This window comes from Stenotrophomonas sp. YJH_SMC_20, assembly GCF_059367845.1.
This window is the reverse complement of the sequence record NZ_JCAFRG010000003.1, coordinates 242,361-268,578: the sequence shown is the minus strand read 5'-3', so window position 1 is coordinate 268,578 and position 26,218 is coordinate 242,361. Positions and strand designations below refer to the sequence as shown.

General features: G+C 66.9%; 20 protein-coding genes. 9 read left to right on the top strand and 11 right to left on the bottom strand.

The annotated features are described in order from the left end of the window. Nucleotides 1-49: 49 nt before the first annotated feature. The gene (locus AC5P6A_RS07290) at nucleotides 50-2,119 is read left to right on the top strand and encodes an EAL domain-containing response regulator (RefSeq protein ID WP_346714726.1); all 2,070 of its coding nucleotides are present in this window, start codon (nucleotides 50-52) and stop codon (nucleotides 2,117-2,119) included. A gap of 113 nt (nucleotides 2,120-2,232) precedes the next feature. Here the strand turns inward: AC5P6A_RS07290 and fabV are convergent, their stop codons facing one another. From fabV to queA, 6 genes are all read right to left on the bottom strand, one after another. Further along, entirely contained in the window at nucleotides 2,233-3,492 is a 1,260-nt protein-coding gene (gene fabV / locus AC5P6A_RS07285; protein WP_111099175.1) for an enoyl-ACP reductase FabV, read from the bottom strand. Between the two features lie 794 nt (nucleotides 3,493-4,286). Then, entirely contained in the window at nucleotides 4,287-5,267 is a 981-nt protein-coding gene (gene secF / locus AC5P6A_RS07280; RefSeq protein WP_021202635.1) for a protein translocase subunit SecF, read from the bottom strand. Between the two features lie 15 nt (nucleotides 5,268-5,282). Next, entirely contained in the window at nucleotides 5,283-7,139 is a 1,857-nt protein-coding gene (secD, locus tag AC5P6A_RS07275) for a protein translocase subunit SecD (protein WP_019661260.1), read from the bottom strand. Nucleotides 7,140-7,200: 61 nt separating this feature from the next. Beyond that, nucleotides 7,201-7,545, bottom strand: coding sequence for a preprotein translocase subunit YajC (yajC, locus tag AC5P6A_RS07270; RefSeq protein WP_006434333.1), 345 nt, complete (start codon nucleotides 7,543-7,545; stop codon nucleotides 7,201-7,203). A gap of 133 nt (nucleotides 7,546-7,678) precedes the next feature. Then, nucleotides 7,679-8,809: a tRNA guanosine(34) transglycosylase Tgt gene (gene tgt, locus AC5P6A_RS07265; RefSeq protein WP_134735403.1), complete on the bottom strand. Its 1,131-nt coding sequence runs from the start codon at nucleotides 8,807-8,809 to the stop codon at nucleotides 7,679-7,681. A gap of 237 nt (nucleotides 8,810-9,046) precedes the next feature. After that, a complete protein-coding gene (queA, locus tag AC5P6A_RS07260) occupies nucleotides 9,047-10,123 on the bottom strand; it encodes a tRNA preQ1(34) S-adenosylmethionine ribosyltransferase-isomerase QueA (RefSeq protein ID WP_019661258.1) in 1,077 nt (358 codons plus the stop codon). 211 nt (nucleotides 10,124-10,334) lie between these two features. Between queA and AC5P6A_RS07255 the strand changes: the two genes are divergently transcribed. Continuing rightward, nucleotides 10,335-11,831 carry an aminotransferase class III-fold pyridoxal phosphate-dependent enzyme gene (locus AC5P6A_RS07255; protein WP_134735404.1) on the top strand — a complete coding sequence of 499 codons (1,497 nt, stop codon included), beginning with the start codon at nucleotides 10,335-10,337 and terminating at the stop codon, nucleotides 11,829-11,831. 183 nt (nucleotides 11,832-12,014) lie between these two features. Continuing rightward, nucleotides 12,015-12,608 carry an LOG family protein gene (locus AC5P6A_RS07250; protein WP_019661256.1) on the top strand — a complete coding sequence of 198 codons (594 nt, stop codon included), beginning with the start codon at nucleotides 12,015-12,017 and terminating at the stop codon, nucleotides 12,606-12,608. 20 nt (nucleotides 12,609-12,628) lie between these two features. Here the strand turns inward: AC5P6A_RS07250 and AC5P6A_RS07245 are convergent, their stop codons facing one another. Then, nucleotides 12,629-15,472, bottom strand: a complete 2,844-nt coding sequence (locus AC5P6A_RS07245; RefSeq protein ID WP_188249812.1) for a bifunctional diguanylate cyclase/phosphodiesterase — start codon at nucleotides 15,470-15,472, stop codon at nucleotides 12,629-12,631. A gap of 247 nt (nucleotides 15,473-15,719) precedes the next feature. Here AC5P6A_RS07245 and AC5P6A_RS07240 point away from each other — a divergent pair, with 247 nt between their 5' ends. The 5 genes from AC5P6A_RS07240 to AC5P6A_RS07220 all read left to right on the top strand — a co-directional run bounded on the left by AC5P6A_RS07240 (nucleotide 15,720) and on the right by AC5P6A_RS07220 (nucleotide 19,906). After that, nucleotides 15,720-16,238, top strand: coding sequence for an RNA polymerase sigma factor (locus AC5P6A_RS07240; RefSeq protein WP_229301621.1), 519 nt, complete (start codon nucleotides 15,720-15,722; stop codon nucleotides 16,236-16,238). After that, nucleotides 16,235-17,239, top strand: a complete 1,005-nt coding sequence (locus tag AC5P6A_RS07235) for a hypothetical protein (RefSeq protein WP_346714724.1) — start codon at nucleotides 16,235-16,237, stop codon at nucleotides 17,237-17,239. The genes AC5P6A_RS07240 and AC5P6A_RS07235 overlap by 4 nt, the downstream gene beginning before the upstream one ends. A gap of 40 nt (nucleotides 17,240-17,279) precedes the next feature. Then, nucleotides 17,280-17,876 carry a YigZ family protein gene (locus AC5P6A_RS07230; RefSeq protein WP_134730516.1) on the top strand — a complete coding sequence of 199 codons (597 nt, stop codon included), beginning with the start codon at nucleotides 17,280-17,282 and terminating at the stop codon, nucleotides 17,874-17,876. Continuing rightward, nucleotides 17,869-19,641: an ABC transporter transmembrane domain-containing protein gene (locus AC5P6A_RS07225; RefSeq protein ID WP_019661252.1), complete on the top strand. Its 1,773-nt coding sequence runs from the start codon at nucleotides 17,869-17,871 to the stop codon at nucleotides 19,639-19,641. Before AC5P6A_RS07230 ends, AC5P6A_RS07225 begins: the two co-directional genes overlap by 8 nt. A 70-nt stretch (nucleotides 19,642-19,711) precedes the next feature. After that, nucleotides 19,712-19,906, top strand: a complete 195-nt coding sequence (locus tag AC5P6A_RS07220; protein ID WP_019661251.1) for a hypothetical protein — start codon at nucleotides 19,712-19,714, stop codon at nucleotides 19,904-19,906. A 231-nt stretch (nucleotides 19,907-20,137) separates the two neighbouring features. On the opposite strand, the gene AC5P6A_RS07215 is transcribed toward AC5P6A_RS07220, so the two are convergent. From AC5P6A_RS07215 to AC5P6A_RS07205, 3 genes are all read right to left on the bottom strand, one after another. After that, nucleotides 20,138-21,262: a prephenate dehydrogenase gene (locus tag AC5P6A_RS07215; protein WP_346475023.1), complete on the bottom strand. Its 1,125-nt coding sequence runs from the start codon at nucleotides 21,260-21,262 to the stop codon at nucleotides 20,138-20,140. Then, complete coding sequence (gene pdxY, locus AC5P6A_RS07210) at nucleotides 21,259-22,167, bottom strand: pyridoxal kinase (protein ID WP_019661249.1); 909 nt, start codon at nucleotides 22,165-22,167, stop codon at nucleotides 21,259-21,261. The genes AC5P6A_RS07215 and pdxY overlap by 4 nt, the downstream gene beginning before the upstream one ends. A gap of 734 nt (nucleotides 22,168-22,901) precedes the next feature. Then, nucleotides 22,902-24,101: an MFS transporter gene (locus AC5P6A_RS07205; RefSeq protein WP_058981748.1), complete on the bottom strand. Its 1,200-nt coding sequence runs from the start codon at nucleotides 24,099-24,101 to the stop codon at nucleotides 22,902-22,904. Nucleotides 24,102-24,173: 72 nt separating this feature from the next. Between AC5P6A_RS07205 and AC5P6A_RS07200 the strand changes: the two genes are divergently transcribed. Next, the gene (locus tag AC5P6A_RS07200; RefSeq protein WP_069137857.1) at nucleotides 24,174-24,971 is read left to right on the top strand and encodes an AraC family transcriptional regulator; all 798 of its coding nucleotides are present in this window, start codon (nucleotides 24,174-24,176) and stop codon (nucleotides 24,969-24,971) included. Nucleotides 24,972-25,030: 59 nt separating this feature from the next. On the opposite strand, the gene dnaJ is transcribed toward AC5P6A_RS07200, so the two are convergent. Continuing rightward, on the bottom strand, nucleotides 25,031-26,152 hold the full coding sequence (gene dnaJ / locus AC5P6A_RS07195; RefSeq protein ID WP_111104896.1) for a molecular chaperone DnaJ: 1,122 nt from the start codon (nucleotides 26,150-26,152) through the stop codon (nucleotides 25,031-25,033). Between the last annotated feature and the right edge of the window lie 66 nt (nucleotides 26,153-26,218).

Here is a 26,218-nt window from a genome sequence, read left to right as displayed (position 1 = left end):
CGGTTCGCCGCGCATCGTGTATCTAGATTCGCAGATTGGGGAGCAGTGCATGCAGAACGCGAACGACATCACCATCCGCCTGCTGATCGTCGATGACAGCGGCGAGAATGCCGAAGCCATCGTCAGCACCCTGCGCAACAGCGGCATCGCGGTGCGTCCGTGGCGCCCGCAGGATGCTGCCGAGCTGGCCCAGGTGCTGGCCAGCCAGGCCATCGACCTGGTGCTGGCCTCGCCTTCGCAGGGCATTCCGCTGCCGCTGGTGGCCCAGCATATTGCCGCCAGCGGCAAGGATATTCCGCTGGTACTGCTGGCCGAGCGCATCGACGAAGACGAACTGGTACAGGCCAGCAGCCATGGCATCCGTGCCCTCGCCCTGCGCCAGCGTTCCGAGCACCTGCTGGCCGTGGTCCGTGACCAGTGGGTGGACCTGCAGGCACGGCGTGGCCTGCGCCGCATCGAGGCGCAGATGCGTGAGACCGAGCGCCGCTGCGATGCGCTGATTGCCTCCTCGCGCGATCCCATCGCCTACGTGCATGAAGGCATGCACATCCGTGCCAACGACGCTTACCTGGAGATGTTCGGTTACGAGCATTTCGACGATATCGAAGGCATCTCGCTGCTGGACATGGTTGCCGCGCAGCACGTGGAAGGCTTCAAGCAGCTGCTGAAGGGCCTCAGCCGCGGCGAAGCGCCGCCGCCGCAGTACCAGCTTGACGCGCGCCACCAGGATGGCAGTGCGTTCCCGGCGACGATGGAATTCACCGCCGCCACCTACGAGGGCGAATCCTGCCTGCAGGTGGTGCTCCGCCGCCGCATGGAGTTCGATCCCGAGTTGGCACGCGAGGTCGAGGACCTGCGCCAGCGTGACCAGGTGACCGGCCTGCTCAACCGACCGACCTTCATGCTGCAGTTGGAAAGCGCAGTGGCCCAGGCCGGGCGCAGCGAGGGCCAGTTCGGACTGCTGCTGATCGAGCCGGACCACTATGCGCGCCTGCTGCCAGACATCGGCCTGGCCTCGGCCGATACGCTGATCGGCGCCCTCGCAGGCCTGCTGGCCGAAGTAGTTGGCGCGGACGCGCAACTGGCCCGCTTCGGCGAACACAATTTTGCCGTGTTGCAGGCCGGGCCCTACGCGCAGACCGTGGCGCTGGCCGAGCGCATCCGCGAAGCCTACGCCGCACACGTCTTCAGCATCGGCGCGCGTTCGGCCACGGTAACGGTCAGCATCGGTGGCGTGCAGGTGGGCGAGAAGATCGCCAGCATCGGCCAGGTGCTGGCACGCGCGAGCGAATGCACGCAGGCCGCCGCCGAATTGGGCAACACCTGCCGCATCTTCGACCCGGCCGCCGCCGACCGGGTCGAGGAAGAGCGCGTGCTGCGCTGGGTCGCCCGCATCCGCGAGGCGCTGGCTGGCGACGGCTTCCAGCTGCACTACCAGCCGGTGCTGAACCTGCAGGGCGAGCCACTGGAGCTTTACGAGGCCTACCTGCGCCTGGAACACAATGCCGAACTGCTGAGCCCGACCGCGTTCCTGGGCATCGCCGAAGAACACGGGCTGCTGGCCGACATCAACCGCTGGGTGGTCTCGCAGGCGATCGCGGTGCTGGGTGAACGCGCGCGTGCGGGTCATGCCACCCAGGTGCTGGTGAAGGTCACGCCGGAATCGTTCGATGACCCGCAGATGATCGCCACCCTGCGCCGCGAGCTGCAGGCGCAGGGTGTACCCGGCGAACGGCTGTGGCTGCATGCGCCGGAAGCGAAGGTGTTCACCCACCTGCGCAGTGCGCAGCAGTTCCTCGCCGAAGTGGCGCCACTGGGCTGCCGCATCGGCCTGGAACAGTTCGGTTCCGGGCTGGATTCGTTCCAGCTGCTCGCCCACTTCCAGCCGCAGTTCCTCAAGCTGGACCGCGGTTTCACCAACGATCTGGCCGCCACTCGCGAGAACATCGATCGCATCAGCCAGATCACCGCACGCGCGCAGGAGGCCGGTATCCGCACCATCGCCGAGTTCGTCAGCGACGCCAATTCGATGACCCTGCTGTTCAGTGCCGGCGTGGATTACGTGCAGGGCGATTTCGTCGGCCCGGCGTTGCCGGAGATGGGTTTCGAGTTTGGGTGATGCCTCTCTGTAGAGCCGAGCCATGCTCGGCTGCGGGACTCAAGCGAGGAGCAGCCGAGCATGGCTCGGCTCTACACAAAGAGAAGGCCGGCTTTCGCCGGCCTTTTCGTTGATCAGGTCATGTCGACCAGGTTGTCGATCTTCACGTCCGGATTGACGTCGGCCTCGTAGTCGACGCCCTCCACGCCAAAGCCGAACAGGCGCAGGAAGTCGGCCTTGTAACCAGCCAGGTCGCTGATTTCGTACAGGTTCTCGTTGGTCACCTGCGGCCACAGCGCGACCACCTTGCCCTGCACGTCCGCCGCCATTTCCTTGTAGTCGGCACGCAGGCGGCCTTCCTCGTCGACCAGCGCAACGGTGTGGCCATCGCCATCGACCAGATCGTGGCGCAGGCGGTCGACCGCCGTGCCATCGGCCCTGCCGCCGTAAAGGATGTCGTACAGCACGTCGAGCTGCTCGATGCAGCCTTCGTGAGTACCCTTTTCCTTCATCACCTTGAACAGCAGCGACAGGTACAGCGGCATGGTCGGAATGGCCGAGCTGGCCTGGGTCACCACGGCCTTCAGCACCGACACGCGCGCGTCGCCGCCGATTTTCGCCAGCTTCTCGCGCAGGCCCAGCACCTTGGTGTCCAGGTCCTTCTTGGCGGCGCCGATCGAGCCGTTCCAGTAAATCGCCTGGGTGATCTCTTCGCCCACGTAGGTGAAGGCCGTGGTGGTGCAGCCGTTGGCCAGCACGCCGGCATCGGCCAGCGCGTCGATCCACATCTGCCAGTCTTCGCCACCCATCACCGCAACGGTGCCGGCGATCTCTTCCGGCGTGGCAGGCTGCAGAGTGGTCTCGGTGATCACTTCCTTGTCGGTATCCAGGCCACGCAGGGTGATCGGCTCGCCGATCGGCTTCAGCGTGGAGCTGATGATCTCGCCGGTCTTGGGGTGCTTGCGGCGCGGTGCAGCCAGGCTGTACACGACCTGGTCGACCTGGCCGAGATCGGCCTTGATCATCTCGATGGTTTTCGCCTTCACCTCATCGGAGAAGGCATCGCCGTTGATGCTCTTGGCATACAGGCCGGCTTCGTCGGCGTACTTGTGGAACGCGGCCGAGTTGTACCAGCCGGCGGTACCCGGCTTGGATTCACTGCCCGGGCGTTCGAAGAAGATGCCCAGCGTTGCCGCGCCACTGCCGAACGCGGCGGTAATGCGTGCGGCCAGGCCGTAGCCGGTGGAGGCGCCGATCACCAGCACGCGCTTGGGGCCGTTCTGGATCGGCGGGCGCGCGCGGATGTAGTCGATCTGCTGCTTGACCGCGGCTTCGCAGCCGGTCGGGTGGGTGGTGACGCAGATGAAGCCGCGGACGCGCGGTTTGATGACCATGGATACCTCGGGTTGGCAGATGCGGCGCACGGGGCGCTCAGCAGGAATATGGGCGCGCGCCTGTGCGCGCGAACCGCAGGATCGTAGTGTGCGGGGGCCGAATGCACAACCGACGCTGGCGTAGGGTGGGGTTTCTTTGCAGGGTTGCACCCTGCACCTGCGGTAGTGCCGGCCGCTGGCCGGCAACCTCAACAGCAACGTCAAAAGCCGGGCTACTGAGGGATGCCGGGGTGGGTCCGGTTGCGGGGGACGCCGTTAACCCGTCCATAGGGGCTTGGCCGCGGCATCCATGCCGCGGACACCCCCGCAACCGGACCCACCCCGCCTTTGACAGTCTTCCGCGATCTGTCGGAACAGCTCTTGGGGTCAGATCCGTTTTTCGAAGGAAAACGGATCTGACCCCAGAATTGTTTCGATATCTGACAAATGTGTCGACCAAGGTCGACACCTACCCACAGCCGTGGGGATCTGTCAGAGGTGGGGCGGTGTCGGAGTGCGGGGTGTCAGCCGCATGGGCCCGAGGCATGCCTCGGGCGGGTTGGGCAGGACGCCCAACCCCGGTCTTGCCGTGCGCGCAGGACTGCGCGCACGAGCAAGCGGCTGCCAAGCCTACAGGGACGTACTTGCGGCGCCCCCGCACTCCGACCCCGCCCCACCAATCCACGGAATGCCGCTGTTGCTGTTGCTGTTGCTGTTGCTGTTGCTGTTGCCTCTGCAGGTGCAGGGCTGCAAGCCCTGCCAACAAAAAACCCCGCTTGCGCGGGGTTCTCTGCGTGTTGCGTGCAGCGGGACGCTTACGGGCGACGGGCCAGGGCCTCGACGTCCTTCGCCTTCGGCAGCAGGTCCTGCTTGCTGACGCGCAGGAAACCGATCGTCAGCATCGGCACCGCCACCAGGATCGAGGACAGCACCACGATCACCGCACCGATCATGTGCGTCTCGGCCAGGCCTTCCATCGAGCTGCCACCGTACAGGTACAGGGCCAGCGCGGACAGGAAGAACATCACCGCGGTGATCACCGTACGCGACAGCGTCTGGTTGATCGAGCGGTTCAGCACTTCCATCGAGTCCACGCGCAGGCTGCGGAAGTTCTCGCGGACGCGGTCGAAGACCACGATGATGTCGTTGATCGCAAAGCCCATCACCGAGAGCAGGCCGGCCAGCACGGTCAGGTCGAACTCACGGCCCAGCAGGGACACGTAAGCCACCGTCACGATCAGGTCGAACATCGCCACGATGCTCGCGGTGACCGCGAACTTCCATTCGAAGCGCACCGCGATGTAGATCAGGAAGCCGGCCAGCATGAAGATGGTGGCGTACAGGCCATTCATCGCCAGGTCCTTGCCGATCTGCGGGCCGACGAACTCGTTGCGCAGCACGGTGGCCTGGTTGTCAGCCGTGGACAGTGCCTTCACCACGGCAGCTGCAGTGGCCTTGTCCTCGGCAGCGGCATCACCGGTGCCCGGCGCATGCTCGCCGTGCGGCGCCAGGCGGATGAGCAGATCGGTGTTGCCACCGACGCTCTGCACCTGCGCGCCTTCGAAGCCGTTCTGCTCGAGCTTGGTGCGGACCTGCTCGACGTCCACCGCCTTGTCGAAGCGGGCTTCGATCAGGGTGCCGCCGGTGAAGTCCAGTGCGTAGTTGAAGCCCTTGATGCCGATGATGGCGACCGAGGCCAGGAACACCACGATGGTGACTGCCATGGCGACATGGCGCCAGCGCATGAAGTCGATCTTGGTGTCGTTCGGGAGGATGTGCAGCGGAAACAGTTTCATGTGCGTGTCGTCCCGTCAGATGGCCACGTTCTGGAGCTTCTTGCGGCGGCCGTAGATCAGCGTCGCCAGCGCACGCGACACGGTGATCGCGGTGAACATGGAGGCGAAAATACCGATGATCATGGTCAGCGCGAAGCCCTTCAGCGGACCGGTACCGAATGCAAACAGCGCCACACCGACGATCAGGCCGGTCAGGTTGGCGTCGAGGATGGTGCCCGAAGCACGCTCGTAACCGGTCACGATCGCGGTCTTGCCCGGCACGCCGGCACGCAGCTCTTCTCGGATACGCTCGTTGATCAGCACGTTGGCGTCCACCGACAGGCCGACCGACAACGCCAGGCCGGCGAAGCCCGGCAGGGTCATGGTCGCGCCGAACAGCGACATCACCGCCACCACGATCAGCAGGTTGAACAGCATCGCCGCCGACGTGATCACACCGAACATGCGGTAGTAGATGCTGAAGAACACCAGGGTGAACAGGAATGCGAACACGACCGCGCGCATGCCGTTCTTGACGTTCTCGGCGCCCAGGCTCGGGCCGACCACGCGCTCTTCGACGAAGTCCATCGGCGCAGCCAGCGAACCCGACTTCAGCAGCTTGGCCAGGTCCTCGGCTTCCTTCTTCTGCAGGCCGGTGGTCTGGAAGTTCTTGCCGAACACACCATTGATGTTGGCCACCGAGATCACTTCCTCGTTGACCTTGAAGCCACGCACTTCCTGGCCGTCGACGACGGTCACGGTCGGCACGCGCTCGGTGTAGACCACCGCCATCGGCTTGTTCACGTTGGCGCTGGTGAAGTCGAACATGCGCTGGCCGCCGACATTGTTCAGCGTCACGCTGACGGCCGGAGAGCCACTGTTCGGATCGGTCACCGCCTGCGCGCCGACCATCTGGTCACCGGTGACGATCACGCGCTTGTTCAGCAGCACCGGGCCCAGGCCGTCACGACGCTGGTACACCTTCGCCTCCGGCGGGATGCGGCCGGAATTGATGGCGTCCTGCGCATTGCCCTCGACCACCGCGCGGTACTCCAGGGTGGCGGTGGCGCCGATCATGCGCTTGGCTTCGGCGGTGTCCTGCACACCCGGCAGCTGCACGACCACGCGGTCCGCACCCTGCCGCTGGATGATCGGTTCGGCCACGCCCAACTGGTTCACACGGTTGCGCAGGGTGTTGATGTTCTGCTCGATGGCGCCATTGGCGATCTGGGTGATCTCGGTCTCCGGCACGGTGACCGTGATGCGGTTGCCACTGACGTCATAGCCCAGCGTCGGCTGCGCCTTCACCAGGGCGGCGCGCGCACGCTGCGCGGCGTCGTCGCCGGCGGACGGGCTCAGGTTGGCCACGATGCTGTTGTCGGCACGGCGTTCCACCGACTGGTACGGAATGCGGGCGTCGCGCAGCGTGCTGCGCACGTCTTCGGTATAGGCGTCCAGACGCTTGTCGAGGGCAGCCTTCTGGTCGACCTGCAGCACGAAGTGCACGCCGCCCTGCAGGTCCAGGCCGAGCACCATCGGGCGGCCACCGAGTTTGGCCAACCAGTCCGGCACGGTCGAGGCCAGGTTCAGGGCCACGGTGTAGTTCTCGCCGACGGTGTCACGCAGGGCGTCGCTGGCGGCGGACTGCGCCTTCAGGTCCGGCAGGCGGACGATCAGGCTTTCCCCTTCCTTCTCGGCGCCGACGGGAGTGATACCGGCCTTTTTCAGGTCGGCCAGCACACGGTCGCGCAGCGCATCATCGATCTGCCCGCCACGGTTGGCGGTGATCTGGACGGCCGGGTCCTTCTGGTAGATGTTGGGCAGCGCATACAGCGCACTGAGCGCCAGTACGATCAGGATGACGACGTACTTCCAGCGTGGAAATTCGAGCATTGCTTGGGTCCCGCGCGGCGCCATCCCCGGCGCCGCGGTTGTGCATCGGAAAGGGGGTGGCTTACTGGGCCGACTTCAGGGTACCGGCCGGCAGCACGTTGCCGACAGCGCCCTTCTGCACGCGGATGCGCACGTTGTCAGCCACTTCAATGGTGATGAAGTTGTCGCCGATGTCGGTGACGATGCCGGCGATGCCGCCGTTGGTCAGCACTTCATCGCCACGCTTGATCTTCTCCAGCATGGCCTTGTGCTCCTTCTGCCGCTTCATCTGCGGGCGGATCATCAGGAAGTACATGATGGCGATCAGGATGATCGGGAACAGCAGCGTGGTCAGGCCCATGCCCTGCGGTTGGCCGCCGGCGGCCTGGGCGTGGGCGGCGGGAATCAGGAAAGCAAGCAGGTTCATCGTTGGTCCTTTGGTTGGGCGGCGCTCCCGTCCCTTGAGGGGCGGGGGTGTCGACCGCGGATCTGGGTCAGCCTTGAAGTATGCCACGGCCCCGGGCGTTCGTCCTTGGACCGTTTGGCAGGGGGCGTCCGGGTTAGAGGGGCGGGGCCACCGCCCCGCGTGCCGCGTAGAAAGACTCACGGAAGGCCAGGAAGGTTCCCGCCTCGATGGCCGCACGGATGTCGGCCATGAGCTTTTCGTAATAGAACAGGTTGTGCAGGGTGCCCAGCATCGGCGCCAGCATCTCGTTGCAGCGGTCCAGGTGGCGCAGGTAGGAACGGGTATAGCCACCGGTGCAGGCCACGCAGCCGCAGCCCGGCTCGATCGGGTCCATGTCGCGCGCGTACTGGGAATTACGGATGCGGACGGTGCCGAACGAGGTGAAATAATGGCCGTTGCGCGCATTGCGGGTCGGCATCACGCAGTCGAACATGTCCACGCCACGTGCGACACCCTCGACCAGGTCCTCCGGCCGGCCCACACCCATCAGATAGCGCGGACGGTCGCTTGGCAGCTCCGGGTCCAGGTGGTCGAGCATGGCGTTGCGCTCGTGCTCCGGCTCGCCCACGGCCAGGCCGCCGATGGCATAGCCGTCGAAGCCGATCGCCTGCAGGGCATCGGCCGAACGGCTGCGCAGATCGGTGTGCACGCCCCCTTGGACGATGCCGAACAGGGCCGCGTCGTTGCCGAGCTCGTCATGCGCGTTGCGGCTGCGCTGGGCCCAGCGCAGGCTCAGCTCCATCGAGCGGCGCGCCACATCCTCGGTGGCCGGATAAGGGGTGCACTCGTCGAAGATCATCACCACGTCCGAATCGAGCACCTTCTGGATCTTCATGCTCTCTTCCGGGCCCAGGAACACGCGGGCACCATCGGTGGGCGAGGCGAAGGTCACGCCCTGCTCGGTGATCTTGCGGCGGTGGGCCAGCGAGAACACCTGGAAACCACCCGAATCGGTCAGGATCGGGCCATCCCAGCGGCAGAAGCCATGCAGGCCGCCGTGGTCGGCGATGATGTCCAGGCCCGGGCGCAGGTACAGGTGGAAGGTGTTGCCGAGGATGATCTCGGCGCCCAGCGCCCGCACCTGGTCCGGCAGGATGCCCTTGACCGAGCCATAGGTCCCCACCGGCATGAAGGCCGGCGTTTCCACCGTGCCACGCGGGAAGGTCAGGCGGCCACGGCGGGCACGGCCGTCGCGGGTCTGGAGCTGGAACTGCAATCGGGACATGGAGCGGTCATTCGGGCAAATAGTTGCCCATTGTCTCCCAAAACCGCCCTCCCTGCTCCGGTAGCGCCGGGCCACGCCCGGCGGAGCGGTTTGCCCGGGATGGCCGGGGCTACCGGATTCATCACGCATGGTGTGGATCTACCTGGGCAGTAGAGCCACGCCATGCGTGGCTTTCCTGGTCTCCAGGCACCTGCAAGTGCGCACCAACGGTGCGCACCCACCACAAGCAGGCAGAGGTCAGCGCCCTACCCCCGCCTGCGGGAACAGCAGCATCGCGTCGCCGTAGCTGAAGAAGCGGTAGCGCTGCTCGATCGCGTGCCGGTAGGCCTCGAACACGCGTTCTTTGCCGGCAAACGCGGAGATCATCATCAGCAGCGTGCTTTCCGGCAGGTGGAAGTTGGTCACCATCGCGTCGACGCTGCGGATGCGGTAGCCCGGGGTGATGAAGATCTGCGTTTCACCGGCAAACGGCAGCAGCTCGCCATCGCGCATCGCGCTTTCCAGCGCGCGTACCACGGTGGTGCCGACGCCGATCACCCGGCCGCCGGCGGCGCGCGTGCGCCGCACCTGCTGCACCAGTTCGGCGCCGACGTTCAGCCACTCGCGGTGCATCACGTGGTCCTTCAGGTCATCGGCGCGCACCGGCTGGAAGGTGCCCGCCCCCACGTGCAGGGTGACATGGCCGAAGTCCACGCCCTTCTCCTTCAGCGCGGCCAGCAGCGGTTCGTCGAAATGCAGGCCGGCGGTCGGTGCCGCCACCGCGCCTACCTCGCGCGCGAACACGGTCTGGTACCGCTCGCGGTCGTCCACGCCCGGCTCGCGCTGGATGTAGGGCGGCAACGGCAGGCGGCCGGCATGCAGCAGCCACTGCTCCAGCGACTCCGGCACATGGAACTGCAGCACGTAGAACTCGCCATCGCGGCCCAGCACCTCGGCTTCGCCACCGGCATCCAGCGCGATGCGACTGCCGGCCTTCGGCGACTTGCTGGCGCCGACCTGCGCACGCGCCTGCTGACCGCCGAGCAGGCGCTCGATCAGGATCTCCACGCGGCCGCCGCTGGCCTTCTGCCCGAACAGGCGCGCCGGAATCACCCGGGTGTCGTTGAACACCAGCAGGTCGCCCGGCTGCAGCAGCGACGGCAGGTCACGCACCTGCAGGTCGGTGAAGACGGCAGGTGCCGGCGGTACCAGCAGCAGGCGGCTGGCGGAGCGTTCGGCCAGGGGAGCCTGCGCGATCAGTTCAGCCGGCAGGTCGTAGTGGAAATCGGACTTCTTCAAGGCAGTGGGCGGCAACAGGTCGACAATGGCGCGCATTGTACGTCCAGCGTCTGCGAGCCGGCGCGCTTCGCGGCGAACGTCGCGCAAAATGCTGCTATGCAGCAGGTTTCTGCGGGGTTATCGCGCAAAAAAACAAGTGCTAGCATCGAGTTGGAAGTCCGCTGCACGAGCCTGCCCCCAAGCGCGCGTGATGACGCGCGTTTTGCATTTGAAGGCCCGTGCGACCCATCGTTTCAGGAGATCTGCAATGAGCTTCATCGAACGCCTCGCCCCCCTGCGCGCCCAGCCCGGCACCCGCCTCACCTCCGGCCTGGACGACGCCACGCTGACCGCCCTGTCCGCCAACCACCCGCAGCTGATCGCCGCGGTGGACGCCGCCGCCGAGGAATTCGCGCGCGTGCAGGCCGACCTGGGGCCGCTGCTGGCGCAGGACGAACAGGCGCAGATCGACGCGATGCAGGATGGTTTCGTCAACTTCTACGCCGATGACGCGGTGACCCCGTACGTGGCACTGGCTGCGCGCGGCCCGTGGGTGGTCACCCTGAAGGGCGCCGTGCTGTACGACGCTGGCGGCTACGGCATGCTCGGCTTCGGGCACACCCCGGACGCCGTGTTGGAGGCAATGGCCCGCCCGCAGGTGATGGCCAACATCATGACACCCAGCCTGTCGCAGCAGCGCTTCATCACCGCCCTGCGCGCCGAGATCGGCCATCGCCGTGGCGGCTGCCCATTCGCCCGTTTCATGTGCCTGAATTCCGGCTCCGAAGCGGTCGGCCTGGCCGCGCGCATCGCCGACGTCAACGCCAAGCTGCAGACCGACCCGGGTGCGCGCCACGCTGGCGCTGCGATCAAGCGCGTGGTGGTCAAGGGCAGCTTCCATGGCCGTACCGACCGCCCTGCCCTGTATTCCGATTCCAGCCGCAAGAGCTACATGCAGCACCTGGCCAGCTACCGTGGCGAGGATTCGGTGATCACCGTGGCGCCGTACGATGAGGCCGGCCTGCACAAGGTGTTCGAGGACGCCGCACGCAACCAGTGGTTCATCGAGGCGGTGTTCCTGGAGCCGGTGATGGGCGAAGGCGACCCGGGCCGCTCGGTGCCGCCGTCGTTCTATGCCGTGGCCCGCGAACTGACCCGTGCGCATGGCAGCCTGCTGCTGCTCGACTCGATCCAGGCCGGCCTGCGCGCGCATGGCGTGCTCTCGGTGGTCGATTACCCGGGCTTCGAAGGCTTGGACCCGCCGGACATGGAAACCTATTCGAAGGCGCTGAACGCCGCGCAGTACCCGCTGTCGGTGCTGGCGGTGACCGAGCATGCCGCGCAGCTGTACCGCAAGGGCATCTACGGCAACACCATGACCAGCAACCCGCGTGCGCTGGACGTGGCCTGCGCCACGCTGGCCCAGCTGACCCCACAGGTGCGCGCCAACATCGCCGAACGTGGCGCCGAAGCCGTACGCAAGCTGGAGCAGCTGAAGAACGAGCTGGGCGGCCTGATCACCAAGGTGCAGGGTACCGGCCTGCTGTTCTCCTGCGAGCTGGCGCCGCAGTTCAAGTGCTACGGCGCCAATTCCACCGAAGAATGGCTGCGCCAGCACGGCATCAACGTGATCCACGGTGGCGAGAACTCGCTGCGCTTCACCCCGCACTTCGGCATGGACAGCGAGGAGCTGGACCTGCTGGTGGGGATGGTCGGCCGTGCCCTGCGTGAAGGCCCGCGCCGCGAACAGGCCGCTGCCGCGTAAGCCTGCTTGGCGTTTGTAGAGTCGAGCCATGCTCGACTCGGCCTTTGCCGCGATCTGAACGAAGAGCAGCCGAGCATGGCTCGGCTCTACAGAAGGGCTCATAATCCAAGGACACCCCGTCCCCGACCGCCCTGCGGTTGGCGACGGGGCGTTTTCGTTTCCGGCCAAGAGACAGGAAGATCCATGAAATCGATCTGTGTGTACTGTGGTTCCAACGCTGGCAGCAAGCCGGCCTACACCGAACGCGCCATTGCCCTGGGCGACCGCATTGCCCGCGACGGCCTGCGCCTGGTGTATGGCGGCGGCAACGTCGGCCTGATGGGAACCGTGGCCAATGCCGTGCTCGCCGCTGGCGGCGAGGTGACCGGCGTGATCCCGCGCCAGCTGGCCGACTGGGAAGTGGCCCACCGCGGCCTGACCGAACTGGAGATCGTCGGTTCGATGCATGAGCGCAAGTCGCGCATGTTCGATCTTGCTGACGGCTTCGTCGCCCTGCCCGGCGGCTTCGGCACCATGGAAGAGATCTTTGAAATGCTGACCTGGCGCCAGCTGGGCATCGGCAACAAGCCGTGCGCCTTCCTCGATGTGGAAGGTTTCTACGCCCCGCTGATCGGCATGATCGATCGCATGGTGGAAGAGCGCTTCCTGCACCCGGACCAGCGCCAGGACCTGTGGTACGGCTCGGACATCGAAGCGATGCTGGAGTGGATGCAGAACTACCAGCCGGCCCAGGCCTCGAAGTGGATCGACGAGAAGCGTCGCGCTGCCCTGCGTTGATGCAGCCGCACGCGGTGGGCTCAGGCCGCCGCGTGCGACCACGGGGCGGGCCGCCCCAACAGGTAGCCCTGGCCGTAGTCGCAACCCAGTTCGCGCAGGGTCTGCCGCTGCGCCTCGGTCTCGATTCCTTCGCCGATGGTTTCGATGCCCAGCGTGCGCGCCAGCGACAGCACGCCCTCGACCAGCGCGCGCGTGCTCTGCACTTCCGGCCCATGCAGGCCAGCGATGAAACTCTGGTCGATCTTCAACGTGCTGATCGGGAAACGGTGCAGGTAGGACAGCGCGGAGAAGCCCGTACCGAAATCGTCCAGCTGCACCTGGATGCCGCGCTCGCGCAGCCCCTGCAGGATGCGCAGGGTGTGCGGGGCATCATCCAGCAGCGCCACCTCGGTTATTTCCAGCCGCAGCCGCTGCGGATCGGCGCCGTATGCATCCAGCAGGCCGAACAGGCGCCCGCTGAACTCCGCAGAGCGGAAATGCCGCGGTGATACGTTCACCGATACATAGCTGTGCCCGCCTTCGGCGAGGCCAATGATCACCTGTTCGTAGATCAGCCAGTCGACCTGCTCGATCAGGCCGCTTTCCTCGCCCAGCTCCAGGAACGCGCCGGGCAGCAGCAGGCCACGGCGCTCATGCTGCCAGCGCAGCAGCGCCTCGTGGCCGACCACTTCACCGTCGGACAAGCGCACGATCGGCTGGTAGAACGGTACGAAATCGCGGTTGTTGATCGCACGGCGCAGGTCGGCTTCCAGGTCCAGGCTGCGCATGGCTTCTTCGCGCATGTCCTCGTCGAAAATCGCACAGCGGTCATGGCCCTGCGCCTTGGCCCGGTACATGGCCGCATCCGCATCGCGCAGCAGCTCTTCTCCGGTGCGGTAGCGCGGATTCCACAGGGCAATGCCCAGGCTGCCGGACGGAAACAGTTCGCGCCCGGCGATCCACATCGATTCCTGCAACGCCAGCAGCAGCCGCTGGCCGAAATCCAGTGCCTGGGCCAGACCTTGCGGGCATTGCAGCAGCACCGCGAATTCATCACCGCCCAGCCGTGCCACCACGTCGTCGGCGCCGGCCATCGATACGATGCGCTTGGCCACTTCCTCCAGCATGCGGTCGCCGGCGGCATGCCCGATGCTGTCGTTGACCAGCTTGAAGCGATCCAGATCGAGGAACAGTACGGCGAACACCGGGCCACCCTCACGCCTGGCCAGCACCAGCGCATCCTGCAGTCGATCCAGCAGGTGCAGGCGATTGGGCAGGCCGGTCAGCGCATCGTGCATGGCCTGATGGGTGAGCCGCTGCTCGGCCCGCAGCCGCTCGCCGATCTGCCCGAGCAGCTTTTCGTTGACCTCGGCCAGCTCGCGGGTACGTTCTTCCACGCGCTTTTCCAGTTCGGCATGCGCCGAACGCAGCCGCTGCTGGTCGCGTTGACGGGCCAGGCCGGTACCGATGTTCTGGGCGACGAAGGTCAGCAGGCGCTGGTCGTGAACGCTGAACGTGCTGTTTTCGCTGTAGCTCTGCACCACGATCGCGCCGACCACTTCGTCGTCGCGCAGCAGCGGCACGCCCAGCCAGCAGTGCGAACGTGCACCGGATTCACGCACCTCGCCACTGGCCAGCAGCGCATCGATCTGCGCGCGCGAGGCCAGCAGCGGGCGCCGGTTGCGCACCACGTATTCGGTCAGGCCCCGGCTGAAGGGCCGTGGCGCGCGGCTGGCATTGTGCTCGTCCACCGAATACACGAAATCCAGGCCGTTGCCGGCCGGGTTGACCAGGGCGATGTAGAAATTGCGCGCGTCGAGCAGGCGCCCGACCACGCCGTGCACCTGCCCGTAGAACTGAGCCAGGCTGTCGGCCGACATCGCCATTTCGGCGATGTTGTACAGGGCGGTCTGCAGCTGTTCGGCACGACGACGCTCGGCTACCTCGTCCTGCAGGCTGTGGTTGGCCCGCTGCAGTTCCTGGGTGCGCCGCGCCACCTGCTGTTCCAACCGGACCTGCGCCTGGCGCCGATCCATCGCGGTCTGCACGTGCTGGGCGACGAAGCCCAGCAGTGCGCGCTCGGCCTCGCCGTAGCGGGCGGCCTGTTCATAGCTCTGAACCACGATGGCCCCGCAGACGCGGCCGTCGCGCAGCATCGGCACGCCCAGCCAGTCCAGGCTTTCGGGACCGCGCTGCGGGTCATGCTCCTGTTCCATCACCTGCGCCAGCAGTTTGCGCGAAGGGCCACTGAGCGGCTTGCCATGGCGCAGCAGCGCCACGGTCAGGCTGCGCGGCATCTCGCTGGCGTCATGGCTCTGCGTGGGATCGGCGACGAAGTCATCGACCTGATCGGCAAAGTACAGGAACCGGATCTGGTCGCGCACATCGTCGTATTCCACGATGTAGCAGTTCTCGGCATACATCAGCGTGCCGAGCACGCCATGCACGTGGCGCAGCATCTCGGGCATTTCCAGGTCGGCACCGGCCAGATCGGCAATCTGGAACAGGGCCTGCTGCAGCCGCTCGGCCTCTTCCAGTGCCTTGATCTGGCCGGCTTGGCGGCCGCGCTGCAGCGCCAGCTCCATCGCCTGCCGGGCAACCCCCCACCATGCAGGCGAAGGCGCCGCCCCGGCTACCGACAACAGCAACCGCGCACCGTCGTATTCCCAGCCATGCTGACCCTCGCCGATTCCCGGCTCCGCGGCCACCGGGCCGGCAACTGCTGGCGACGGCCAGCCGCCCTGGCCACGACCGAGCTGCGGGTCGTCCCAGCCAACGCGAACCACGGCCGTTTCCGGCAAAAGCGCATGCAACGCGCGCACCAGCGCCGTGCTCAGCACGGCCTCGTGTGGTGACTCTTCCGCCGGTTCAGCATGCGTGGACAAATGACAATCTCTTGGCGCCGTCTGTGCGTCGCCTCCCCTGAGCCGCCGAGCATAGCGCGCCACCCGGGGGGCAATGGAAGCCCGTAAACCCCGAATCGTGCACCCGTACGTTTTTCCTGCTGTCCGTAGCCCCATCCGAGCCATGACCCTCGCCCTGCCCGCCCCCGCCACCGGCTATGCGCCATCGCCCGCAGGCCTTACCCTGTACGCCGTGGAAGCCAGCGCACTGCCAACCGATGAAGCCTTGATGCTGGCCTGGGCCGGTGGCGACCTGCGCGCCTTCGAAAGCCTGTATGCGCGCCACCGCAAGCGCCTGTTCGGCTTCCTGCTTCGGCAACTGCGCGACAACGCGCTGGCCGAGGAGATCTTCCAGGACGTCTGGCAGCGGGTGATCAGCGCCCGCGCCGGCTGGCAGCCCGAGGCCGCGTTCAGCACCTGGCTGTTCCGCATCGCCCACAACCGCCTGAATGACCATTGGCGTGCCGCCCGTCATCGCCCCGCCGCGCCGGCCGACGCCGATCTGCGCCTGGCCGCGATCGAGGATGGGCAGACCCCGGAAGGCGAGCTATCCGAATTCGAGCAACGTCGCCGCATCCAGCTGGCGATGGAACAACTGCCGCCGGAGCAGCGCGAAGTGCTGCAGCTGCGGCTGGATCAGGAACTGAGCCTGGAGGAGATCGGCCAGATCACCGGCGTAGGCCGGGAAACCGTGAAATCGCGGCTGCGCTATGCGATGGACAAGCTGCGTGCGGGATTGAACGCATGAACCGAGACGAACCACTGACGCCGGAAGAACGCGAGCTGTCCCGGCTGCTCGGCCGTCGCGCCGAACAGGTACCGCCGGCTGCACTGGACACCGCCATTCTGGCCGCGGCCCGTGCCGCCGTGGATGCTCCGCCTGCCGATGCAGTGGCCTCTCCGGAGGCACCGCGCACGCAGCGCACACGCCCGCGTTGGCCGGCCGTGTTCGGCATCGCCGCCTCGATGGTGTTCGCCATCGGCATCGCCTGGCAGCTGCGTCCGGAACCGCCGCCGATTCCGGCCGGTGAGGCGGCCGTGGCTGCGGCACCGGCTGCGGCAGAAGACAGCGCGGCTGCCGATCAGGCCGCTGGCAACCGCGCAGCCGACAGCGCGGTGGTGGCAGCGGATCCTGCTACTGCGCCCGCAGCACCCGAGGCGGCCCCCGTTGCCGCCGCCCCGGCACCGGCCATCGCGCGGGCGTCCAAGCCCGTTCCGGCCGAACCCGATGAAGCGTCGGCCCAGGCAGCACGATCGATGGCTGCGGATGCGGCCGCCGATGTCTCCTTTGCGGCCCTCCCGCCCGCACCGGCAGCGGCGCAGCCTGCGCCACCTGCGCCACCGGCACCCGCCGCCTACCCGGCACCCACACCGGCACCGGCCCTCGCGCCGGCAGCGTCCGGGGCACTGAAAGCACGCGCGGCCAGCGCACCGGCCGCCAATGCAGCCGAGGTCGAGCGGGCGCAGGCGCTGGATCGGGCGGAGATCACCTCGATGAAGCGTGAGGCTCCCAGCCGTTCCGCACCGGGCATCATGCGCCGCGGCAGCGATGCGCGCCTGAGCGCGGATGCCGTGCAGGCCGAAGTGGACGCCGACGCACGACTGCCGCGCCGGCAGTGGCTGCAGAAAATCCGCACACGACGCGACGACGGCCAGCGCGATCTGGCCCGTGCCAGCCTGGAGCGCTACATGCAGCAGTACCCGGAAGCGCGCCTGCCGCGCGACCTGCGGCCGCTGCTGGACGATTGAAGCGGACGGGAACACCCGGCAACCCCGTAGAATGACGGGAATGCTCGATACCCTCGCCCAGCCGGTCAGCCACACGCTGGAAGTCAAACACAGCCGTTTCATCACCCAGGCCGCGCCCATCGACGGCGCCGCAGCGGCCATGGCGTTCCTGCAGCAGGTCGCGGTGACCGATGCCACCCACAACTGCTGGGCCTACCGGCACGGCCAGGACTATCGTTCCAGCGACGATGGCGAGCCGGCCGGCACGGCTGGACGTCCGATCCTGGCGGCGATCGACGGGCAGGGCTTCGACCGGGTGATGGTGGTGGTGACGCGCTGGTTCGGCGGCATCAAACTCGGCGCCGGTGGCCTGGTACGCGCCTACGGTGGCGCCGCCGCCGAGTGCCTGCGCACCGCCCCGCGCCTGCCGCTGGTGGCGCTGGCCCGGTTGCAGCTGCTGGCTGGCTTTGAGGACCTCGGCACCCTGCACGCCACCCTGCCCGCCTTCAGCGCGGAAAAGCGCGATGAACAGTTCGATGCCAACGGTGTGTGCCTGCGGATCGAACTGCCTGCCGATCAGGTCGACGCATTGAAAATCCGCCTGCGCGACGCCACCCGTGACCGTATCCGCATAGAAGACGACGACCAGGATGACTGACAAGGACGACGCCCCCGCTTCGACCCCGCCGCTGCGGCGCCTCGGCAGCCTGCGCACGCTGTGGCCATTCGTGCGCCGCCATAGCGGGCTGTTCACCGCCTGGCTGCTGGCCCTGGCGGTGTCTTCGGCCGCCACGCTGAGCCTGCCTCCGGCGGTGAAGCAGATGATCGATCATGGTTTCAGCAGCGGCGGCCAGATCAACCGTGCGTTCGCCCTGCTGATGCTGGTGGCGGTAGTGATGGCGTTGGGCACGGCCGCGCGCTTCTACTTCGTGTCGCTGCTTGGCGAGAAAGTCGTGGCCGACCTGCGCAGCCAGCTGTATGCCCACCTGATCCAGCTGGGCGCCGGCTTCCACGACCGCAGCCGCAGCGGAGAGCTGGTCTCGCGCCTGACTGCGGACACCGAACTGCTGCGCAGCGTGGTCGGCTCGACCATGTCGGTAGCTCTGCGCAGCACGGTCACGGTCATCGGCAGCCTGGCGATGCTGTTTGTGACCAGTCCCCGGCTGGCGGCGTGGTCGCTGCTTGGCATCCCACTGGCGGTGCTGCCGATCATCATCGGCGCACGCAAGCTGCGCACCGTCGCACGCAACAGCCAGGACCGCATCGCCGACGCCAACAGCCTGGCCAGTGAGACACTGGGAGCGGTGCGCACGGTACAGGCACATGCGCGCGAACCCTATGAACGCGGGCGCTTTGACAAGGCACTCGGTGATGCCATCGGTGCCGCTCGGCGCCGCATCGGCGCGCAGTCGCTGGTCACCGCCAGCGCCATCCTGCTCGTGTTCGGCGCCATCGTCGGCGTGTTGTGGCTGGGCGCGCACGATGTCATCGACGGACGCCTCAGTGCCGGCACGCTGGGCCAGTTCGTGTTGTACGCGCTGATCGGCGGCGGCTCGGTGGGCGCCTTGGCCGAAGTGTGGAACGAGCTGCAGCGTGCCGCCGGCGGCATGGGCCGCATCGGCGAGCTGCTGCAGGAAGACATCGAGATCCGCGCGCCGGCCCAGCCGCACGCGCTGCCGCAACCGCTGCGTGGCGAGATACGATTCGACGACGTGGTGTTCCACTACCCGCAGCGACCAGACCAGGCCGCACTGGACCACTTCAACCTGCATGTGCGCCCCGGCGAGACCGTAGCGCTGGTGGGTCCGTCAGGGGCGGGCAAGAGCACGGTGCTTTCGATGCTGCTGCGCTTCCATGACCCAGCCAGCGGCCGCATCGACGTGGACGGCATCGACGTGCGCCAGGTCGACCCGGCCGAGCTGCGCGCGCAGCTGGCGCTGGTGCCGCAGCAGCCGACGCTGTTCGCGGCCAGTGCACGAGACAACATCCGCTATGGCCGCCTGCAGGCCAGCGACGCGGAAGTCGAGGATGCCGCGCGTGCCGCCGAGGCCGATGCTTTCCTGCGCGCGTTGCCGCAGGGCTATGACAGCGAGCTGGGTGAGCGCGGTGCCCGCCTTTCCGGTGGCCAGCAGCAGCGTGTGGCGATTGCCCGCGCGCTGCTGAAGGATGCGCCGATCCTGCTGCTGGATGAAGCCACCAGCGCGCTGGATGCACAGAGCGAACACAGCGTGCAGCAGGCATTGGAACGGTTGATGGCGGGTCGCACCACGCTGGTCATCGCCCACCGCCTGGCCACCGTGCTCAAGGCCGACCGCATCGTGGTGATGGACCAGGGCCGCATCGTCGCCGAGGGCACGCATGCACAGCTGCTGGCCGAAGACGGGCTGTACGCTGAACTGGCACGCCTGCAGTTCATCGATTGATGACGTCCGGCTAACATCGGCGCGGCCAAGCTGGCCGCGCAACAGCAGCATCCGCTGAAGGAGGTGCACGATGTCGTTCCGTCAGTTCCCCGCCGTCGACAGCAACGGCGAAAGCCACATCATCATCGAGTTCAAGCCCGAAGCGAGTGGCAGCGGGCACCACTCCGAAGCTACGCCACGCTATGAGCTGGATGACGGGCGCCAGCTGGTGCGCAATGGCCGCGAATTCACGACAAGCGGCGGTGAGCTGAGGCTGACGATCTGAGGCTCGCCGGGCATGGCCCGGCGCTACCGGATTTCATTCCGCCCCGCTCTGGTGGGCGTCGACCTTGGTCGACATGCTTTTTGCCAAAGGCGGTCGAGCATGGCTCGATGCTACAAAAAAGCATGGTCAATTTTTGACCAACCATCTTGACAGCCTTGGCTGCCAAAGGCTGCGCGCGGTTATCCACATGTTTGCTCAGAATTCATCCACACCACCTGTGGATGAATGTGTTCAACCCAGCACCCGTCCGATGCCGCTGGCGTCCACCTCGGCCGCTGCCCGACGGATCGCCGTCGGATCACTGCCGGCCACGAATCCGATACGGAAATGCACCTCGCCCCCGGGCGTGCGTGAGGAATGGATCGAGGCCAGGCTGATGCGGTGCTGCTCGAACACGTTCAACAGTTCACGCAGCGAGCCCGGCCGGTCCTCCGGCAAATGCACCGACAGCGCGTTGCGCTCGGTCAGGTCCGCCAACAGGTAACCCACGCGTTCGAACGTGTAGTTGCCGTCAGCCAGTTCCTGCTCGCCGAAGGCAGTGCGATTGGCCAACAACAGCTGCTCACGGAATGCACTGCGTGCAGTGTCGTCGCCCTGCCCGACCTGGGCCTGCAGGGCCTGCAGCTGGCCGACCAAGCGCTCCAGCATCGGCGCCACGTACGGGTTGCCGAACTGGATGTCCTCGTAGATCGCGGGGTTCAGCGACAGGATGCGCGAGATGATCGCCGTATCCAGTTCGAACGATGCCGACCGGTACGGCATCATCGCGGCCAGGTCGCCCAGCTGCGGCTGGTACTGGCGCAGCACGCCGGCCTGGGCCAGGTGGGTGGCATGCACCATCGCCTGCACCAGCGCCATCATCTGGTCGTGATGCTGCGGCGTGGCGCGCACGCACTCAGCCTGCAACGCCGTGCACAGCGTATCAACCCACGGTTGCCAGTGCCGCAGCCGCGCTTCGCAGACCACCATCACCCGGCCCTTCAGGGTCGGCGCCTTGGGCGGCGCGGTCATCGGGTGCAGGCCGACCACTTCGGCTTGAGAGCCCAACATCGCCTGCACCGGCGCTTCTTTTACCGAGGTCACGTCCAGCCACAGCCGGTCCTGCTCGCGGCCGGCCGACTGCTGCACGTACGCGGCAATCAGCGCCGGCGTATGCCGGATCGGTGCCGAGAACACCAGCACGTCAGCCTGCGCCAGCAGCTGTTCCGGCGTATGCGAGTCCGGATCGGCCGGATCGTGGCCGATCACCTGCAGCTGCATGTGCTGCTGGAAGAAGCGGGTCAGCCAGCGCCCGTAGGCGCCGGCACTGCCGATGATGCCGACCGTGCGCGGCGTGCGTGGGTCCAGGCCGCTCATGCCACGCGTTCGGCGCGGAAGCGCGTTCCTTCGGCCAGCGCCGCCGGCGCTGCAGCAATCACGTCGAACTCTTCGAAGCCGTTGTCGAGGGTCGCCTCCAGCGCCGCATGGGTGCCGGCAATCGCGCGCGAGATCGCTTGCTGCATCGATTCGCCGCGCAGCAGGAACGACACCACCAGCGACATCAGCACATCACCGGTGCCTGCCACGTCCACTGGCAGCAACGGCGAGGTCCAGCGCCAGGTTTCCTCGCGGCCAACGGCCAGGGTTACCAGTTCACCCGGGGTGCCGCCCACGCTGTGCGCGATCACCCAATGCGGGCCGCGATCCAGCAGCGTGCGCGCGGCGGCGATGGCATCGGCCTCGGCCAGCGCTGGCATGCCGGTCAGGCGATTGAGTTCAAAGGCGTTCGGGGTCACCAGCCAGGCATGGGGCAGCAGGCGCTCGGCGAAGATCGCTTCCAGGCCCGGTTCCACGTACGGGCCGGTGTGGGTGTCTCCGATCACCGGGTCCAGGCAATAACGCAGTTGCGGGCAGCCCGGCAGGATCGCGTCCAGCCAGTCGGCGAAGGCGGCACCGTTGGCGGTGCTGCCGAAGTAGCCGGACACCAGCATCTTCGCGCGTTGCGGCAGGCCGCGCTCGTGGCTGCCGAGCAGCAGGTCGGCGAACCAGTCGGCCGGCAGCACGCGGCCACGCGTGGTGTCGTAGAACGGCGCGTTGCTGAGCAGCACCGTCGGAATGCTTGCCACACGCACGCCCAGCGCGCGCATCGGCGGGATTGCCGCGCTGTTGCCGGCATGACCGTAGACGAGTTGCGACTGGACCGAGATGACATCGATCGGCGACGGACCGTCGGGCCGCTGGCGGCGGCCGTGGACCAGGTGGTTATCAAGGGATTCGCTCATGGCCGCATTCTACGCCCAAGGGGGTTTTCGGCAGGGCTTGCAGCCCTGCACCTGCCGAAGCTGCAAGCAACGGCAACGGCAACGGCAAAAGCGAGCTATCCGTGGGGTGGCGGGGCGGTGTCGGAGTGCGGGGACGCCGCAAGTACGTCCGTGTAGGCTTGGCAGCCGCATCCATGCGGCTGACACCCCGCACTCCGACACCGCCCCGCCTTCGACAGGTTCACGCGGCTGTTGGTAACTGCGGCTGTTGGTGGGTGTCGACCTTGGTCGACACATCTGTCAGATATCGAATGAATTCATCCACGCATGGCATGGATCTACCGTGTCGACCAAGGTCGACACCTACCAGTGCCGGACGCTGTTCCAACAGATCGCGGAAAACCGTCGAAGGCGGGGTGGGTCCGGTGGCGGGGGCGTGAGCCGCATGGGCCCGAGGTATGCCTCGGGCGGGTTGGGCAGGACGCCCAACCCCGGTCTTGCCGTGTGCGCAGGACAGCGCACACGAGCAAGCGGCAACTGAGCTTGCATGGGTGAGGGCGCTTTGCTTGCGAAGCACCGCTTCGCAAGCGCCCGAACGCACAGCCGCCAGCGGCTGGGCCGGGCCCCGGAGGGGGACTTGCAGCGTCCCCCTCAACCGGACCCACCCCGCCAACCCACGGATAGCCAGCTTCTGCTGTTGACGTTGACGTTGCCTCGGCAGGTGCAGGGCTGCAAGCCCTGCAAACCAAAACCCCTCAGTGAGCAGCAGGCCGCGACGGCGGCAGCCACGCCGCCACGATGCCCAGCAGCGGCAGGAACGCAGTCAGCTGATAGACGTACTCGATGCTGGTCTTGTCCGCCAGCAGGCCCAGCACGGCGGCACCCAGCCCGCCCATACCGAACGCGAAACCGAAGAACAGGCCGGACACCATGCCGATCCGGTGCGGCATCATTTCCTGCGCATAGACCACGATGGCCGAGAACGCCGAGGACAGCACGAAACCGATCAGCACCGCCAGCACCGTGGTCCAGAACAGATCGGCATGCGGCAGCATCAGTGCGAACGGGGCCACGCCAAGGATCGAGGTCCAGATGATCGGCTTGCGGCCGATGCGGTCACCCAGCGGGCCGCCGAGGAAGCCGCCGGCCGCGGACGCCACCAGGAATGCGAACAGGTGCAGCTGCGCCTGTGCCACGGGAATGCCGAAATGGTGGATCAGGTAAAAGGTGAAGTAGCTGCCGATGCTGGCCATGTAGAAGTACTTGCTGAAGATCAGCACCAGCAGGATCGCCAGCACCTTGGCCACGGTGCGCGGCGGATGGCGCGGCGCCGTCGAGGCGGTGCTGGCCGGGCGCGGGATGCCCAGGTGCAGCGCGTACCAGCGGCCGACATAGGTCAGCAGCGCGATGCCGATCAGGGCGGCGCCGGCAAACCACGATGCGGCATGCTGGCCATAAGGCACGATCACCGCCGCTGCAATCAGCGGGCCCAGCGCGGTACCGAAGTTGCCACCGACCTGGAACACCGACTGCGCGAAACCGTGGCGACCGCCCGAGGCCAGCCGCGCGATGCGCGAGGCTTCCGGATGGAAGATGGCCGAACCAATGCCGACCATCGCCGCCGCCATCAGCACCACCGCGTAGTTCGGTGCGAAGCCCAGCAGCAGCATGCCGCACAGGGTCGAGGCCATGCCGATCGGCAGCGAGTACGGCGCCGGGCGGCGGTCGGTAGCCATGCCGATCAACGGCTGGAAGATCGAGGCGGTGAGCTGGTAGGTCAGCGTGATCAGGCCGATCTGGGTGAAGCTGAGGTTGAAGCCGCCCTTGATCACTGGATAGATGGCCAGGATCAGCGACTGCATCATGTCGTTGACGACATGCGAGGTGGAGATGGCGGCCAGCACGCCGGGGGCCACCGGGCGTGAGGTGGTTGCGGGAGAAGCCAGGGTCGACATGGATACAGTCAGGTTGGGGGCGAGCCACGCATGCTACGGTGACCTCCCCCTCCCTTCTGCCGCGTTCGGGTCATGGCATATCGCAAAAAGGACATCCCCTGCCAGGTCCGCGAGACTGCGCCGTGGAACGAGGTTCCGGTGCACCGCCCAGTGACCTGCCGCGCCCGCCATTACAAGCCCGGGACCCACATCGCGCCCCACCGGCACCGGCGTCACCAGCTGGTGTTCGCCATGTCCGGACTGATGGTGGTGCGTGCAGACGGCGGCCGCTGGGTAGTGCCTTCAACCCGCGCGATCTGGGTCCCGGCCGGCACGGCCCATGCGGTGGACTGCATCGCCGAAGTACACATGCGCAGCCTGTACGTGGAGCCGGACTTCGCGCCGCAGCTGCCGGACGAAGCGTTCGCGGTACAGGTGGCGCCGCTGCTGCGCGAGCTGCTGCTGGCCGCCAGCCTGATCGAGACCGCGCATGTGGACGACAGCCGCGACGGCCGCGTGGTGCGCCTGCTGCTGGACGAGCTGCACCGCATGGACGTGCTGCCGCTGCACCTGCCCTCGCCCACCGACCCGCGCCTGCAGCGGATCTGCCAGCACATCCAGAAGCATCCCGGCGACGACGCCACGTTGCAGGATTGGGCGCAGGCGCTGCAGGTAGACGTGAAAACCATCCAGCGCCATTTCGCCAGCGAACTGGGCATGACCTTCGGGCAGTGGCGACAACAGGCGCGGCTGCTGGCCGCACTGGAACGGCTGGCGGTCGGTGACAAGGTCATCGATGTCGCGCTGGCGATGGGTTACGACAGCCCGAGCGCGTTCACCAGCATGTTCAAGCGGCAGCTGGGGCAGACACCTGCGGCGTTTTTCCGCTGACCGCATACGAAAGCGCCGGGCATGGCCCGGCGCTACCGTTCAATGCTTGCGTTGAGAACTCAGGACGTCATGCGGTCCCAGAAGCCCTTCACGCCATCGATGAAGGTGGCCGACTTCGGCGAATGCTTGCGCGCTTCCTCACCGACGAAGGTGGCTTCGAACTGCTCCAGCAGCTTGCGCTGCTCGTTGGTGAGGTTGACCGGGGTCTCCACCACCACACGGCAGTACAGGTCGCCCTCGCTGCGGCTGCGCACCGAACGTACGCCCTTGCCACGCAGGCGGAACAGCTTGCCGGTCTGGGTCTCGGCCGGGATGCGGATCTCCGCCTCGCCGCCGAGCGTGGCCACGCGCACGGTGTCACCCAGTGCCGCCTGCGAGATGCGGATCGGCACTTCGCAGTGCAGGTCGTCGCCATCGCGCTGGAAGATCGCATGCTCGCGCACGCGCACTTCCACGTACAGGTCACCCGGCGGCGTACCGGCCGGACCGGCTTCGCCCTCGCCCTGCAGGCGGATGCGGTCGCCGGTATCGACGCCGGCCGGCACCTTCACCGACAGCACCTTGTCTTCCTCGACGCGGCCGTTGCCGTGGCAGGTCTTGCAGGGCTTGGCGATGATCTGGCCACGGCCGCCGCAGTTGTGGCAGGCCTGCTGCATGGCGAAGATGCCGCGCTGGATGCGCACCTGGCCACGGCCGTGGCAGACGTTGCAGGTCTCGACCTTGCCGTCCTCGGAGCCACTGCCATCGCAGTCGCTGCACTCGGCCAGGGTCGGAATCTCGATGCGGCGCTCGACGCCGCGCACGGCTTCTTCCAGGTCCAGCTCCATCACGTAGCCGATGTCGGCGCCGCGACGGGCCTGGCGCGGACCACCGCCGCCACCAAAGATGTTGCCGAAGATATCGCCGAAGATATCGTTCATGTCCGGGCCGCCCGGACCACCGCCGCCCATGCCGTGCTCGAACGCGGCGTGGCCGTGGCTGTCGTACATGCGGCGCTTGTTGCCGTCGGACAGTACTTCGTAGGCTTCCTTGCACTCCTTGAAGGAGGCCTCGGCCGCCGCATCACCCGGGTTGCGGTCCGGGTGGAACTTCATCGCGCAGCGACGGTAGGCCTTCTTCAGCTCGTCGTCGGTGGCGGTGCGGGCAACGCCCAGCACTTCGTAGTAATCGCGCTTGCTCATATCGTGAATCGGGTTCCGGAACGTCGGGATTCGTCAAAGCGGAAGAGCGGAACCAGGTCCGCTCTT

Bases quoted from the DNA above. Each gene is read 5' to 3' on its own strand.
- AC5P6A_RS07290 (WP_346714726.1), top strand. From the start codon at position 50: ATGCAGAACGCGAACGACATCACCATCCGCCTGCTGATCGTCGATGAC.
- fabV (WP_111099175.1), bottom strand. From the start codon at position 3,492: ATGGTCATCAAACCGCGCGTCCGCGGCTTCATCTGCGTCACCACCCAC.
- secF (WP_021202635.1), bottom strand. From the start codon at position 5,267: ATGAAACTGTTTCCGCTGCACATCCTCCCGAACGACACCAAGATCGAC.
- secD (WP_019661260.1), bottom strand. From the start codon at position 7,139: ATGCTCGAATTTCCACGCTGGAAGTACGTCGTCATCCTGATCGTACTG.
- yajC (WP_006434333.1), bottom strand. From the start codon at position 7,545: ATGAACCTGCTTGCTTTCCTGATTCCCGCCGCCCACGCCCAGGCCGCC.
- tgt (WP_134735403.1), bottom strand. From the start codon at position 8,809: ATGTCCCGATTGCAGTTCCAGCTCCAGACCCGCGACGGCCGTGCCCGC.
- queA (WP_019661258.1), bottom strand. From the start codon at position 10,123: ATGCGCGCCATTGTCGACCTGTTGCCGCCCACTGCCTTGAAGAAGTCC.
- AC5P6A_RS07255 (WP_134735404.1), top strand. From the start codon at position 10,335: ATGAGCTTCATCGAACGCCTCGCCCCCCTGCGCGCCCAGCCCGGCACC.
- AC5P6A_RS07250 (WP_019661256.1), top strand. From the start codon at position 12,015: ATGAAATCGATCTGTGTGTACTGTGGTTCCAACGCTGGCAGCAAGCCG.
- AC5P6A_RS07240 (WP_229301621.1), top strand. From the start codon at position 15,720: ATGCTGGCCTGGGCCGGTGGCGACCTGCGCGCCTTCGAAAGCCTGTAT.
- AC5P6A_RS07235 (WP_346714724.1), top strand. From the start codon at position 16,235: ATGAACCGAGACGAACCACTGACGCCGGAAGAACGCGAGCTGTCCCGG.
- AC5P6A_RS07230 (WP_134730516.1), top strand. From the start codon at position 17,280: ATGCTCGATACCCTCGCCCAGCCGGTCAGCCACACGCTGGAAGTCAAA.
- AC5P6A_RS07225 (WP_019661252.1), top strand. From the start codon at position 17,869: ATGACTGACAAGGACGACGCCCCCGCTTCGACCCCGCCGCTGCGGCGC.
- AC5P6A_RS07220 (WP_019661251.1), top strand. From the start codon at position 19,712: ATGTCGTTCCGTCAGTTCCCCGCCGTCGACAGCAACGGCGAAAGCCAC.
- AC5P6A_RS07215 (WP_346475023.1), bottom strand. From the start codon at position 21,262: ATGAGCGGCCTGGACCCACGCACGCCGCGCACGGTCGGCATCATCGGC.
- pdxY (WP_019661249.1), bottom strand. From the start codon at position 22,167: ATGAGCGAATCCCTTGATAACCACCTGGTCCACGGCCGCCGCCAGCGG.
- AC5P6A_RS07205 (WP_058981748.1), bottom strand. From the start codon at position 24,101: ATGTCGACCCTGGCTTCTCCCGCAACCACCTCACGCCCGGTGGCCCCC.
- AC5P6A_RS07200 (WP_069137857.1), top strand. From the start codon at position 24,174: ATGGCATATCGCAAAAAGGACATCCCCTGCCAGGTCCGCGAGACTGCG.
- dnaJ (WP_111104896.1), bottom strand. From the start codon at position 26,152: ATGAGCAAGCGCGATTACTACGAAGTGCTGGGCGTTGCCCGCACCGCC.